The organism is Pyramidobacter piscolens W5455, from assembly GCF_000177335.1.
In the GTDB taxonomy this organism is placed as follows: domain Bacteria; phylum Synergistota; class Synergistia; order Synergistales; family Dethiosulfovibrionaceae; genus Pyramidobacter; species Pyramidobacter piscolens.
This window is the reverse complement of the sequence record NZ_ADFP01000124.1, coordinates 56,383-70,558: the sequence shown is the minus strand read 5'-3', so window position 1 is coordinate 70,558 and position 14,176 is coordinate 56,383. Positions and strand designations below refer to the sequence as shown.

Below are 14,176 nucleotides of genomic sequence, written 5' to 3'. Positions count from 1 at the left end.
CGGGGTTCCATCCCGCGCCCCCTCCGCCTCGTCCGGGCGGTCCCGGCGGCCCAGGTTTCCGTCCCGCGCCCCCTCCGCCTCGTCCGGGTGGTCCCAGCGGCCCGGGTTTCCGTCCCGCGCCTCCGCCGCCTCCGCACGGACACCGCCCGCCCCCTCCAAGATACCATCGTCACCGTGACCGCGACGATCTGTTCGTTGTGGGCGGCGCCATGCTATTGCTCGGAGCGATCCTCGGCGGCGCGAACTGACGCTGATTTCCAACGAAAAAGTATCGTTGAAAATGCCGCGTCGGCGGGCGGGCCGCGAAAAGCATGCGGCGATTTGATGCAGTTTTCGACGTTCTAAAAAGGGCGAAGGACCTGTGCCCTTTTTGACGAAAACTCAGGATGGACTTCACTTAAAATCGGCGATGTAACGAACGTCTCCCGGCAGTTTTTCTGCCGGGAGTTTTTTGTCGTCCGGTCATGAAGCCCGCAATTGAGAACGGAGAGGACCCGGAGCATTCGGGGCGCGCTCTTTTTCTGACGAGCGGGAAGGCTGCGCGACGGAATGCCGGCTGTGTTTTTCATGAAACCTATGACAGTGATTTATTTGACTGAAAATGTCAAAAATACGGCGTAATCCACAAGGACGGCGCGGCATGGAAGCTTTTGCGCCGAAAACGTTTATGGATTGGATCGTTTTCATTCTTTTCCGTTATTCTGCGCGGCGGCGGGGGCGTTGGGGATGCTGAAAAATGTTGCTTGAACTTTTTGCGCTCTCTGGTATCATGCATAAAGATTATAATTATTAGGCTGGAGCTGTCCGAAGAGGCGGAAGCCGCCCCGGGCGGTTTCCGTTTTTTCCCGCTCTGAAGGGACGTCGGCCGAAACGGCGGGAACGGGCTGCGTTGGCGTGGTCGCCCTGACAACGGCAGGTGCGGCCGGATCCAACGCGCGAGTTGATTTTATCGGAGGAGTGATATTTATGTGGGCGGGACTTATTCCCGGTTTTCTGTTCGGCTTTCTGCTGAAAAGGAGCCGCATGTGCCTTGCGGGCGGCCTGCGCGACGTGTACATGGAAAAGCGGCGCAGCGGCCTGATTTCGATGCTGCTGATCATCTTCACTCAGAGTGTGGTGTATTTCTCGCTGATCCGCGCCGGCGTGCTGGCGATGCCCGAACCCAAGGCGTTTCCCCTCGCGGCGACGGTCATCGGCGGTCTGCTGTTCGGTCTGGGGGCCCTGATCGCGAACGGCTGTATCACGACGACCCTGGTCAAGGTCGGCGACGGGCGTCTTGCCGGTTTCATGTCGCTGTTTTCGTTCATGATCGTCGGCGTGGCCAGCCAGAAGGGATTTCTCAGCCCGTTGGTGGCCAAACTCCGGGCCGTGGGCAAGGTTCAGGACGGCCTGCTTGCCGCCCTGCCCGTCGCCCCGCTCTGGGTCGCCGTTCTCGGTCTGGCGCTGGTGCTCGGCTGGGCTTTCTACGACCGCAAAACGGCCAAACCGCCTTTTGTCCTGCCGGCGCAGTATCACGGAGCTCGTCATCTGTTTTTTGAAAAAATCTGGAGCGTCTACGCAGCGGCTGTCCTGATCGGCGTTTTCGCGGGGCTCTCCTACGCGTTCAGCAAAACGATGACGGGGACGCCCAGCGCGTGGGGCATCACGGGCGGCGTCACCGGTTGGCTGAGGGCCATGACCGAGGGCGGCGCGGTCAAATGGGCGCAGTTCTTCGTGCTGGGGATCGTGCTGGGGTCGTTTGTCTGCACGTACGGCAGCGGAGAGTTCAGCTTCAAGGGCACCGACGGCGCCACGCTGCTGCGCGCCATGGCTGGCGGAGCGCTGATGGCCTTTGGTTCGGTGCTCGGCGGCGGCTGCATCGTCGGTCACGGGCTTTCCGGCACGGCGCGCCTTTCGCTGACCTCGTGGGTCGCGTTCGCTTCCATCACGCTCGGCATTTGGGCGGGCGTGCGTCTGTTCTACAAAGACGCCATCGTCACGAAAAAATAAAGGGAGGTTTTTGTTATGATCAAGCTTGACACCATGGGAAAAGACTGCCCTCTTCCTCTGATCGAACTGAAAAAGGCCGTCGCGGCCAGCCAGAAGGGGGAAGAGATCGAGATCGCCTTCACCTGCCCGGAAGCGGTGACCAATTTGCCCCGCTACTGCAAGGAGGACGGCCACGAGGTGCTTTCGTTCGAGAAGCTCGGCAACAAGGGCTGGAAGATGGTTATCAGGAACTGATACGCTGTTCCTGATAGAAAGTACTCACATAATTTGCCGGTCGCTGCGAGGGAATTCAGTCGCTCAGGACTATCTTTGCCGCCGCGCAGCCTGCTTTGCGAGTTTTCCCTCGCCGCGCCCTTCCGTTCAGCTTTTTGATCAAGAAATATAATATGAGCGCCTTCGCTCTCCGTTTTTCATTTGATCCTCCGCTGAAGCTGAAGGGCTCGCGGCCGCGCTTTTTCCCCGGGCGAAACGTTCCGACGGCGTTTCGCGCCGGGGATTTTATTTTGCGGAGGAAAATGGGAAGTTTGTTTTGCTAAAAAAAGCGCGGTCCGCGGCGCAGAAAAAATTTGCAAAATTTCTTCACTGACGGTATACTTACTTCCATCCGCAGGCAATCGGCCCGTTTGGACTGACTGCCGCGATGTGTTCCGAAAAAAAATTTTGTTCCGGGGGGACGGAAAGTTTTTTCGGCAAAATTTTGTGTGTCGAGAAGGAGCGAAGAGATTATGCTTGAGTTCTTTAAGTACAATTTCATGGCGGCGTTTGCTATCTGCGGTCTGATGTACGTCATCGGCGAATGGGTTTCCACGATCACGAAAGCCTGGGTTCCCTCGGTTTTTGTCACGGCCTGCCTGATGTTGCTGGGATACTGGCACGGCGTGCCTCACGATCTGGTCAGCAATTCGGTGCTGATCCCCTTCGGCGCGAGCACGGGCATTTTCCTGCTGCTGGTGCACATGGGCACGATCATCAGCTTCAAACAGCTGATGGAGCAGTGGAAGATCGTCGTTGTGTCGCTGGCCGGTCTGGCCGGCATGTGCCTTGCCGGTTATTTTGTCTGCCCGCTGTTCATGGATCGCAGCTTCGTCATCGCCGGCCTGCCGCCCCTGACGGGCGGCATCGTCGCCGCTTCGATCATGCAGCAGGCGGCTATCGCCAAGGGCATGACGGCCGTCGGCGTGTTTGCCATCGCCATGTACTGCGTACAGGGGTTCGCGGGTTATCCCCTGACGGCGATCTTCCTCCAGAACGAAGGGCGCCGCCTGATCAGGAATTTCCGCGCCGGCAAATCCGACGTCAACGGCGTCACGGAAGAGCAGGCAGTTCTGGCCGCCGCTGCGGTGCGGCGCAAACTGTTTCCGCCCGTGCCGAAGAAATTCGATTCGGCGGTGGTGGTGCTGCTCAAGCTGGGTATCGTCGGCTATCTCGCCACGGTCATGGGCGGCATCTCCTTCGGCCCCGTCGGCAAGATCAGCGGGGCGATCTGGTGCCTGCTGCTCGGCGTGCTCTTCACGTCTGTCGGCTTCCTTGACGAAAATTCGCTGACGAAATGCAACTCCTTCGGCATCGTCATGTTCGCGCTGATGATGTACATTTTCGACGGTCTGAAGGACTGCACGCCCGAGATGCTCGGGACCATCATCCTGCCCCTGGTGCAGCTGATCGTCACCGGCGTTTCCGGCCAGCTGCTGTTCGCCTTCGTCGCGGCGAAGATCGTCAAGCTTTCCATCCCGCTGGCGTTCTCCGTCTCGCTGACCGCCCTGTACGGCTTTCCCCCCAACGCCGTCATCACCGAGTCGATCTGCAAGGCTCTGGCCGAAAACGACGAAGAGCACGATTACCTGTCGGGCATCCTCATGCCGGCCATGATCGTCGGCGGTTTCGTCACCGTCACGATCACGTCGGTCTTCGTAGCCGGGATCTTCGAGAAGCTGTTTTAAACTGAGTGCCGTCGCTGCGCGGAAAGCTGCCAGACCATGGTCTGACAGGCTTTCCGCGTCGGAAGTGATTGAAAGGAGAACTACGCTATGGACATCAAAGCTCTTGCCGAAAAGTACGAATCCTACATCATCGAACGCCGCCGCTATTACCATTCCTGCCCGGAACTGTCGGGCGAGGAGAAGGAGACGCGCGCGCAGCTTCGCCGCGACCTCGAGGCCATGGGCGTCACCGACATCAGAGAGCTGGAAAACTGCTGCGGGCTGACGGCCACGATCCACGGCGGCCATCCCGGCAAAACGGTGGCGCTGCGCAGCGACATCGACGCGCTGCCCGTAAAGGAGCAGACCGGTCTGCCGTTCGCCTCGAAAAACGAGGGCAAAATGCACGCCTGCGGCCACGACAACCACATGGCCATGCTGCTGGGCGCGGCGCAGATCCTCAACGAGGTGAAAGACGAGCTGTACGGCGACGTGCGCCTCATCATCCAGCCTGCCGAAGAAGTGGCTACCGGCGCCAAGGCCATGCTCGCCGAGGGCGCGCTGGACGGCGTCGAGGCCATTTACGGCGCTCACATCTGGGGCGTGCTGGAGAGCGGGCTGATCGACGTGACGCCGGGCAACCGCATGGCCTGCTGCCATCAGTTCAAAATTACTGTCACGGGCGTGTCGGCTCACGGCTCGGCTCCGCATCTGGGCATCGACGCCATCGCCGTTTCGGCGGCGATCGTCAACAACTTGCAGCAGTGCGTGTCGCGCATGAACGACCCGCTCAATCCCCTCGTGCTCACGGTGGGCACGGTTCACGGCGGCGACCGCTGGAACTGCGTGCCCCGCGAGGTGGAAATGGAGGGCACGGTGCGCACCTTCAAAGCCGATACCTCGGTGGAGGAGGCCATGCGCCGCGTTATCGCCGACACGGCCTCGGCCTTCGGCGCTGCGGGCACGCTCGCATACAAGTATCTGACCCTGCCCGTGATCAACGAGGACGAACAACTGAATCGCATTGCCCATGACGCCGTAGTCAAACTGTACGGCGAGGAAGGCATCGGGCACATGCCCGCGATCATGGGCAGCGAAGATTTCTCGTGGTTCGGCGAGAAATGCCGTTACATCTTCGGTTTCATCGGCAGCCGCGACGAGGAAAAGGGCTACGTTTACACGAACCACCAGGAAAAGTACGACGTGGACGAGCGCGTCCTCAAGCGCGGCAGCGCCGTGATGGCCCAGTTCGCGGCGGATTTCCTGGCCGAAAGCGTCCGTTAGCGCGCCGCGGGCGAAACGCTGCGGAGATGTCGGTATCAATGTAAATATTTCTCATGAAAAAGAGCCTGATGGTGATCATCAGGCTCTTTTTCATGAGAAATTTTCTTTGAAAAGGGCGAAGCGATCCCCTGACGGGCGTCTTGGTGACGGAAGTTGCCCTTTTTCGCTCGCGGCGGCGCCTTCTGTACCCGGAGGATCGCAGAGACTGGGTTTTCTTGCGGGAGCGGTCTAGGCCAGCAGTCTTGTGCCGGGATAGGCTTTCAATCCTTCGCCGAGAATCGCAATGGCGCGAGTGAGGTCGGCGCAGTTGAGCACGTAGGCCAGGCGCGCTTCGTCCGCGCCGAGTCCGGGCGTGGCGTAAAAGCCGCTGCCGGGCGCGAACATGACAGTCTCGCCGTGAGAGTCGAAATGTTCCAGCAGCCAGATCGCGAACCTTTCGGCGTCGTCGATGGGCATTTTGATCATCACGTAAAAAGCGCCCTGCGGCAACGAACAGACGACGTCGGGAATTTTGGCGAGCTCGCGCCGAAGCGTGTCGCGTCGCCGGCGGTACTCGGCGTTGACGCCGTCGAGATAGCTTTTCGGCGTGGCGTAGAGCGCGGCGGCGCCGATTTGTTCCAGCTCGGGACAGCACAGGCGGGCCTGGCAGTATTTCATGATCTGGGCGCAGAACTCTTTGTTGCGGCTCAGCAGCGCGCCGATCCGCGCGCCGCAGGCGCTGTAGCGCTTGGAGAGCGAATCGACGAGCACGAGATGCTCGTCCAGTTCCGGCATGGCGCCGAAGCTGCGATACGAAGCTTCGTAGACGAACTCGCGGTACACTTCGTCGGCGATCAGCGCCAAATTATGACGGCGCACGACGCGCGAGATCAGTTCCATCTCCGCGGGCGTATAGACGCGCCCCGTGGGATTGCCGGGATTGGTCAGCAGTATGGCTTTGGTGCGCGGCGTAATGCCTCGTTCCACGTGCGCTTCGTCTGGCAGCGCATAGCCGTTTTCGGCATGCGTCGTAATGGCGCGAACGGTGATATTGAGCGCTCGGGCAAGCGCGTTGTAATTGGCGTAAAAGGGTTCGAAAACGAGGATCTCGTCGCCGGGATCGCAGAGCGCCATCATGGCGATCAGCAGCGCTTCCGAGCCGCCGTTGGTGATGGTGATCTGTCCGATGTCGTAATCCATGTTCCAGCTCTGATAATAGGCGCGGATCGCTTCGAGCAGGCGCGGATTGCCGTGCGAGTCGCCGTAGGCGATGATTTTTTTGTCGAAGCGGCGGATCGCGTCGAGGAAGCCGGCGGGCGTCTCGATGTCGGGCTGACCGATGTTCAGATGGTAGACTTTCTTGCCTGCGGCCTTTGCCGCGGCGGCGTAGGGGGTCAGCTTCCTGATGGGGGACGCGGACAGGCTGCTGATTCGTTCTGAAATGATCATTGTCAATTCATCTCCTTCGGAATTTGGTGAACAGCGGCGCGAAGACCCCGGCCTTCGCATGCGTGTTCCTTGTGAAATAAACGTGCTTCATAGTGCCTCGAGAAATCGAACCGTCCTGACACAATATAGCAGCTGATACTATTTCTTGATAAAAAGCGTTAACATGGTCCACTGGGCGCTGCGAGCGACTGAACTCCCTCGCAGCGCCCTTGCGTTTGGCATTTTAATCGAGAACCAGTATGACAAACTGGAAGGCATCGTATCCGAGATTTCCGCCGCGGCGTTCTTCAAAACGCGGCGGCGTTATGCCGGATCACCTGAGCATCCGCCACAGGGTGCTTCTGCTGATGCCAAGGCGTTTGGCGGTTTTCGTCTGGTTCATGTTCTCCTGCGCGAAAATTGCCGTGACGATCTCCCTGACGATCTCGTTCAAAGGACGGTTCAGGTTAAAAGCGGCCGCAGCGGTGGGGAGCAGCTGATGACGCTCCTCCGCCAGAACCTCTTCCGTCGCGCTGGCGGAAATGTAGGACATCTTGGCGGAGACCACGAGACAGCGCACCACTCTGACGAGCTGGTCGATGTTCCGCTCCCAGGGAAACTTTTGGAGCAGCAGCATGGCTTCGGGCGTGAACCCCACGACTTGGGTGCCAAGCCGGGCGTTCAGCGAGTTGATGTAAAGCCCTACCAGGGTGGGAATGTCGCCGCTGTGCCGTCGTAGAGGCGGGATTTCGACGGTAAGGCAGGAAAAGATTTCCCTGAGATAGATGAAGAAGCTGTCGCGCTCGGTGAAGCCGTCGCCGAGAGAACAGGAAAGGATGAACTTGTTTCGGCACGCAACGGCGGTGTTCCCGAAATAGTTTTCCAGCCTCAGGCGCTGTTCGGGCGGAATGCGTTCGACGCAGCGGATGTAAAAGGTGAGACCGTTGTCGCGGAGCGGGGAGTTCTCGTTTTCAAGCAGATACTCCCAGTGAGATTCCGTCATCATCCTGCAGTCGATACGGACCAAGGAGCTGCGGCGCCGTCTGCTGTGAGCGTAAATATAGTGAGCGAAACGGTCTTTCCCGGTCCCGGCCTCGCCCACCAGAAGCACCGGCTGGTCGATGGCGGCGCAACGGTTGATGCGGTGAATGACCTTTTGCATGATCTCGCTCTCGCCGAGAAAATTTTCGAAAGGCGCCGTCTGAAGGGCTTCCTCCGGGTCGTAATACCGCAGCGCCTTGTTGCCAAAGGGTTCCGCGTAAGGCTGCCGCGTCAGCGTGTAGACGCAGTAGTTTCGTTCCCTCGAGACAAGGGCTTTGCCTTCGATGGAAACTCGCTGCGCGTCAAGGCGTCGGACGAGATGCAGGTTCTCTCCGGAAAGAATCGAGGGGACATTTTTTTCCAAGGTGGACCGAAGTTTCTGCGGGATATCCTTCAGTGTGGAGAAGCAAAGTTCCCGGCGGTCGCCAAAGACGATCAGGTTGTCGTTGAGGCTGTTGAGCAGGGAATCGAGAAGATTTTTGCTTTCCTGCAGGTCGCGGTAATAACTTTGCAGGTGCAGCGCCCTTTGGAACGCGTCTTCGATGCTTTCCATGCCTGAGGTGACCAGGATTCCGTTCATATCGAGCTTTTGGGCGATGATGGCGGTGATCGTGTCGCCGACGACGATTCGGCGCCCTTCCTTTTTGAGTTTTTCGAGCTGTTCTCGCGCTTCGTCGGCGCTGTGGATGGTGATCACGGGAGTCGTGTACTGAAGCAGGTCGCAGAGCGACGAGGCGTTTTTTGTGATGCTCGGGTAGCCCATGATGGCAAAGTCGTCGGAGAAATTGCGGGCCAGCCGGATGGCCCGCAGGATGTCGCAGACCGAGAGATCGATCTCGCAGACGGGAATGGAGAAATGCCTGCGGATCTCTTCGGCCGTGCCTCCTCGTGAGATGATGGCGTCGATGCTGGATTCGAGGTGCTCCGAAACGGCTCTGACGCCGTCGGCCAGATCGCCGACGCGGATCACGAGCTCCAGGTCGCTGCGGCGCGCGGCAATGTTCATCATGACGTCGCGCATTCCTTCGTAGGGGGCGATACAGAGCAGACGAACCTTTTTCAAAATACGACACCTCCCAGGTCAGTATGTTTTATTCTAACACAAATTTCGGAAATGGACGAAAACGGAACGGGTCTGCGATTTTATGAGCATGGCTGAGCGGCGGCGCGGAACGCTCGAGCGAAAGCGCGCATTCCAGGCGAGGCCGTGATCGTTTTTCCTTCTTGTTTCAAAATAAAACACATTGTCGAAAAGAGTTTCATAATGAAACTGAAAAAAGAATATCCGCTCTTGTTTACGAAATATTTTTTTCTTATGCTTTTGCGTAGGAATCAAAAACAAGAGAAAGAATCGTTGAAGGGAGCTGATGATATGCTTCGACTGCTGATACTGGCCGACGATTTTACGGGGGCGCTCGATTCGGGGGTGCAGCTGGCTCAATGTGGAGCGCACACTCACGTGACGACCAATCTGGATGTCTCCTTCGATGCCTGGAAGGACGACGCCAGGGATTCTGTCGTCGTTGTCGACACGGAATCGCGCCACATCGATCCGCGGCGAGCCTTCGAGATCGTCCGCGACATCGCCGGACGTGCCGTGAAAAGCGGCGTTCCCGTAATTTACAAGAAAACCGACTCGGCACTGCGCGGCAACATCGGGGCAGAACTGGAAGGCGCTCTGGCCGGCAGCGGAGCGAAGCGCCTTCTGTTCGTCCCTGCGTATCCGAAATTGAAGCGCCTGACCATTGAAGGAATTCAGTACATTGACGGCGTTCCCGTGAACGAGAGCGTTTTCGGCCGCGATCCCTTCGATCCCGTAAGGGAATCGTCGGTGGCGAAGATCATCGGACTTCAAAGCACCCTTCCCGTAGTATCGGTGGCGGAGGGAGCGCCGATTTCGGTGACGGCGGAACGTCGGGAGATTCTCGTTTTCGACGCTTCGTCAGACGAAGCCTGCGCGGCCATCGCAAAACAGCTTGGAGAGATCAGGGAGACCACCGTTTTGGCTGGCTGCGCCGGGTTCGCGGGGCATCTGCCGCAGCTGCTTGGCCTGCGTCGTCCCCTTCCGCCGGTGACGCTTGAGGCGCAGGGACTTCTGGTGGTTTCGGGAAGCCTGAACCCGATCACGACGGCTCAGCTGGAATACGCGCGCAGTTCGGGTTTCGACGCCTATCGGCTCACCTCGTCGCAGATGCAGGAGGGGATTCCTGCAGGCCCCGAGGGTGACAGGATATTGGACGATATTGCGACGCTTTACGGGCGGAACAAGCGGCTTCTTTTGTACGGCGCGCCGCCGGAAGAGGGGGTGGGTTCCGCCGCTTTGGAAGAAAAGAGCCGCGCCGTGGCCGGTCTCCTCGGCGAGCTGGTTCGCCAACTGTACCGCCGCGGTCTCAGAGGCGTTTTCGCCGTGACTGGCGGGGATATCCTGAGCGGCGTGCTGGCCCACATGAAATGTTCGCGTATGCGCCCTCTTTGCGAGATCGAATCGGGCGTGGTGCTTTCCCGTGCCATCCTTCCCGAAGGCGACGTGATGATCGTTTCCAAATCGGGGGGAATGGGATCTCGCGAGGTCTTCGTGAACGTGGCCGACTTTATTGAGCGGCACCGCGCGTCCTAGAACCTTGGGGTTTCGGTCATAAATTACCGACGTCGGCGACAGAGGCGTCCGTGCCCTCAACGACGTTCGGGAGGCCTGTCGGCAACCCTTCCGACAGCTTTGAAAAAAATGGAGTGAGATCATGTATAGACCCCTGCTTGGCATTACCATGGGCGATCCCGCTGGCTGCGGCCCGGAAATCGCCGTAAAGGCCCTGGCTGATTCCCGAGTTTACGAGCGGTGCCGCCCTTTGCTTATCGGCGACGTGAAAGTCATGAGCGACGCTCTGAGAATCGCCAGACACCCCGAGGTGAAGATCAACGCCGTCTCGTCGCCGCGCGACGGGAAATACGAGTTTGGAACGATAGACGTTTATGCCTTGGATTTAGTCGATATGGATAGCCTCGTCTACGGCAAGGTCCAGTCTCAGGCGGGCGAAGCCGCTTTTCAGTGCGTGAAAAAAGCCATCGAGCTGGCCATGAGCCGGGATATCGACGCGACTGTGACCAACCCGATCAGCAAAGAAGCGATCAACCTCGCGGGACATCATTATTCGGGACACACGGAGATCTACGCGGAATTCACCCGCACGAGAAAGTACACCATGATGCTGGCTCACGACGACCTGCGCGTCGTTCATGTCTCCACTCACGTGTCATTGCGCGAAGCCTGCGAGCGAGTCAAGAGAGAACGCGTCCTCGATGTGATCCGTATTGCGGACAAGGCATGCAAAGACCTTGGCATCGAGAAGCCTCGCGTAGGTGTGGCCGGACTGAACCCCCATGCCGGAGAAAACGGCATGTTTGGGTGCGAGGAGATCGAAGAGATCATCCCCGCGATCGAGTCGGCTCGAGCTGAAGGGATCGACGCTATCGGGCCGGTACCGCCCGACACGGTGTTCTCGAAAGCGCTGGGCGGTTGGTACGACATGGTCGTTTGCATGTATCACGATCAGGGGCATATCCCCCTGAAAGTGGTCGGTTTCGTCTACGACAGGGGAAAGAAGATGTGGAACGCTGTCGCTGGCGTGAACGTCACGCTGGGACTGCCGATCATCCGCGCCTCGGTGGATCACGGCACTGCCTTCGGTCACGCGGGAACGGGCGTTGCCAACGAGCTGAGTCTTGTGAATGCCATTGACTACGCTGTCCGTTTGGCTCAGGCGAAAAGACGCTGGGAAGAGCCGTCGTAACCGCGGACGAGGGAGGCGTCAACGCCGTAGGTTGCGAGCGGAAAAAAGTCCTGCGCACGGCGCGGAGATGGGCGACGGCGGCAGATGCCGCGTGTGCCGCATCCTGCGAGATAAGGGGAGCGTGTGGTTTATCGGCGCGGAAACGTTCGAGCGCTAAACGCGGAAGTGACTTCGGCATCTCATTTTTCTACCAAGGAGAGAAGAGCATGAAAATTTTGAAAACGGTGCAAAAGATCCCGGGGGGCTTGATGGTCGTTCCTCTGCTGCTAGGCGTCGTCGTCAACTCGGTGTTCCCCAAGTCAATTCAGATCGGCGGCTTTACCACGGCGCTGTTCAAGAGCGGCGCGACGGCCCTGATCGCTCTGTTCTGCCTGTGCAATGCAGCGCAGATCAACGTCAGGCAGGCAGGTAAGCCTTTGGCGAAGGGGATCCTTTTGACGGCTTCCAAATTTTTTATCGGCGCGTTCATCGGTTGGGGCGTAGGCAAATTCGCTGGTCCTACGGGCGTCTTGGGACTGACTCCGCTGGCCATCGTCGCCGCCATCACGAATTCCAACGGAGGATTGTACGCCGCTTTGGCGGGGCAGTACGGAGACTCTACCGACGTTGGCGCTATTTCCATCCTCTCGCTGAACGACGGCCCATTCTTCACGATGCTGGCCTTTGGGCTGACGGGCTTGGCGAACATCCCCTTCCTGACCTTCGTTGCCGCGCTGGTCCCCATCGTTCTGGGCTTCGTTCTGGGCAACCTTGACGAAGATCTCCGCAAGTTTCTGGCTAGCGGTACGACGGTTCTGATCCCTTTCTTCGCTTTTCCGCTCGGTTCAAGTCTCAGCTTTAGCCAGCTGGTTCGCGGCGGTTTGCCGGGCATCGTCCTGGGCGTGATGTGCACCGCTCTGACCGGCATGGCGGGGTATTTCGTTATCCGCGCCATGGGCGAGCGCAAAGCCAGCGGTGCGGCGATCGGCACCACGGCCGGCAACGCCGTCGGCACGCCGGCTGTTCTTGCCGCCGCCGATCCTTCGCTGGGCGCTATCGAGGCGATTTCTACCGTGCAGGTGGCGGCTGCTATCATCGTGACGGCAATTCTTTGCCCGTTGCTGTGCAACCTGCTGGACCGGCGTTTGCGCAAAAGATACGGGACCAATCCCGACGGCACGATCCGTCAGGAAGATCGGTAAATGTTTTTCCTAGGCAGTCTTGGCATGGGAAAGAACGCGCAGCGCATCTCTGAAAGAAAGGCGGGAAAACATTCATGAACGCAGTCATTCACGTGAATCCTCGGGACAATCTGGTTACGTGCCTGCGCCCGGTGGCAAAGGGCGAACGAATCGAATTTGAGGGCAAAAACTACGTGGCCGCGGCCGACATTCCGCAGTTTCACAAGATGGCGGTAGCCGAGATCAAGAAGGGCGAACATTGCTACAAATATGGCGAGATCATCGGCACTGCGCTGACAGATCTGCATCCGGGCGATTACGTGCACGTGCATAATCTGGAAAGCACCCGCGGCCGCGGCGACAGAAACGCCGAAGGGAGGAATGAACGATGAAGCTGATGGGATATAGGCGCGCACAGGGACCACACGGTATTCGCAACTATCTGCTGGTGCTGCCGACCTCGGTCTGCGCGGCGGATACGGCGGAGAAGATCGCCTGCCAAGTTCCCGGCGCCGTCAGCGTCCCTACCCAACATGGCTGCTGTCAGATCGGCAGCGATCTGGCCCTGACCGAGCGCACTCTGGCAGGCTTTGGCATGAACGCCAACGTCGGGGCGGTCCTTGTGGTGGGGCTGGGCTGCGATGGCATTCAGGCGCGCCATCTGGCCGGCATGATCGAGCCAATGGGCAAACCCGTACAGTCCATCGTCATTCAGGAAGAAGGCGGTACGCTGAAGACCATCGCCGAAGGCGGACGCATCGCGGCCGATATGGCGCGGGCCATTTCCGCAGATGTTCGCGAGGAGTTCGACATCGGCGAGATTATCTTGGGCATGGAGTGCGGAGGCAGCGATCCCACAAGCGGGCTCGCCTCCAACCCCGCTATCGGCTATGTCTCCGACAAGCTGGTGGACATGGGCGGTAGCTCGATCCTCAGCGAAACTACCGAGGTTATCGGGGCTGAGCATCTGCTGGCAGCGCGTTTCGCTGACGAGGAAGAGCGGCGCAAGTTCCTGCGTATGGTCAGGGATGTGGAAGACCGCGCCATCATGTTGGGGCAAGATCTTCGCAGCGGCCAGCCTACCCCGGGAAACAAGGAAGGCGGGCTCTCCACCATTGAGGAGAAGTCTTTGGGATGTATGTACAAGGCCGGTACCCGTCCTTTTACCGGCGCTCTGGAATATGCCGAGCGAATTCCGGAAGGAAAGAGGGGCCTGTATTTCATGGATACGCCGGGGCAGGATATCGACTCCATCACCGGCATGGTTGCCGGCGGTGCGCAGGTCATCGTTTTCTCCACAGGACGCGGTACGCCCACGGGGAGCCCGATCGCTCCGGTCGTCAAAATCACCGGCAACTCCGAGACGTTCCGCAGCATGCGTGACAACATGGACATCAACGCCGGCCGCATCATCACCGAGGGGGCCTCGCTGTCGCAGATCGGCGAGGAGCTGTTCGAGATGATGGTGAAGGTCTGCAACGGCAGGCAAACCAAAGCGGAAGCGCTGGGACACCGGGAGTTCGGCATCTATAAGCTGGCGGGCACGTTCTGACGTCGATTTTCAATGGTGAAGTGTCAAGCTGACCGA

General features: G+C 59.1%; 11 protein-coding genes. 9 read left to right on the top strand and 2 right to left on the bottom strand.

Annotated features, from left to right (window positions below; all coding sequences use genetic code 11):
- Positions 1-966: 966 nt before the first annotated feature.
- The 4 genes from HMPREF7215_RS10910 to HMPREF7215_RS10895 all read left to right on the top strand — a co-directional run bounded on the left by HMPREF7215_RS10910 (position 967) and on the right by HMPREF7215_RS10895 (position 5,192).
- The gene (locus tag HMPREF7215_RS10910; protein ID WP_009165951.1) at positions 967-1,989 is read left to right on the top strand and encodes a YeeE/YedE family protein; all 1,023 of its coding nucleotides are present in this window, start codon (positions 967-969) and stop codon (positions 1,987-1,989) included.
- A 15-nt stretch (positions 1,990-2,004) separates the two neighbouring features.
- Complete coding sequence (locus HMPREF7215_RS10905) at positions 2,005-2,223, top strand: sulfurtransferase TusA family protein (RefSeq protein WP_009165950.1); 219 nt, start codon at positions 2,005-2,007, stop codon at positions 2,221-2,223.
- 491 nt (positions 2,224-2,714) lie between these two features.
- The gene (locus tag HMPREF7215_RS10900) at positions 2,715-3,929 is read left to right on the top strand and encodes a hypothetical protein (RefSeq protein ID WP_009165948.1); all 1,215 of its coding nucleotides are present in this window, start codon (positions 2,715-2,717) and stop codon (positions 3,927-3,929) included.
- Between the two features lie 87 nt (positions 3,930-4,016).
- Positions 4,017-5,192 (top strand): amidohydrolase, encoded by a 1,176-nt coding sequence (locus HMPREF7215_RS10895; protein WP_009165947.1) that lies wholly within the window; start codon positions 4,017-4,019, stop codon positions 5,190-5,192.
- A gap of 228 nt (positions 5,193-5,420) precedes the next feature.
- Here the strand turns inward: HMPREF7215_RS10895 and HMPREF7215_RS10890 are convergent, their stop codons facing one another.
- Positions 5,421-6,620: a pyridoxal phosphate-dependent aminotransferase gene (locus tag HMPREF7215_RS10890; protein WP_009165946.1), complete on the bottom strand. Its 1,200-nt coding sequence runs from the start codon at positions 6,618-6,620 to the stop codon at positions 5,421-5,423.
- A gap of 313 nt (positions 6,621-6,933) precedes the next feature.
- The gene (locus HMPREF7215_RS10885; RefSeq protein ID WP_009165945.1) at positions 6,934-8,703 is read right to left on the bottom strand and encodes a sigma-54-dependent Fis family transcriptional regulator; all 1,770 of its coding nucleotides are present in this window, start codon (positions 8,701-8,703) and stop codon (positions 6,934-6,936) included.
- A 309-nt stretch (positions 8,704-9,012) separates the two neighbouring features.
- On the opposite strand from HMPREF7215_RS10885, the gene HMPREF7215_RS10880 reads away from it, so the two are divergent.
- From HMPREF7215_RS10880 to HMPREF7215_RS10860, 5 genes are all read left to right on the top strand, one after another.
- A complete protein-coding gene (locus HMPREF7215_RS10880; protein WP_040551160.1) occupies positions 9,013-10,257 on the top strand; it encodes a four-carbon acid sugar kinase family protein in 1,245 nt (414 codons plus the stop codon).
- A 121-nt stretch (positions 10,258-10,378) separates the two neighbouring features.
- Positions 10,379-11,428: a 4-hydroxythreonine-4-phosphate dehydrogenase PdxA gene (gene pdxA / locus HMPREF7215_RS10875; protein ID WP_009165943.1), complete on the top strand. Its 1,050-nt coding sequence runs from the start codon at positions 10,379-10,381 to the stop codon at positions 11,426-11,428.
- 206 nt (positions 11,429-11,634) lie between these two features.
- Positions 11,635-12,609 (top strand): 2-keto-3-deoxygluconate permease, encoded by a 975-nt coding sequence (locus HMPREF7215_RS10870; RefSeq protein ID WP_009165941.1) that lies wholly within the window; start codon positions 11,635-11,637, stop codon positions 12,607-12,609.
- 74 nt (positions 12,610-12,683) lie between these two features.
- A complete protein-coding gene (locus HMPREF7215_RS10865; RefSeq protein ID WP_009165940.1) occupies positions 12,684-12,980 on the top strand; it encodes a UxaA family hydrolase in 297 nt (98 codons plus the stop codon).
- The gene (locus tag HMPREF7215_RS10860) at positions 12,977-14,140 is read left to right on the top strand and encodes a UxaA family hydrolase (protein ID WP_009165939.1); all 1,164 of its coding nucleotides are present in this window, start codon (positions 12,977-12,979) and stop codon (positions 14,138-14,140) included. The genes HMPREF7215_RS10865 and HMPREF7215_RS10860 overlap by 4 nt, the downstream gene beginning before the upstream one ends.
- The last annotated feature ends 36 nt before the right edge of the window (positions 14,141-14,176 follow it).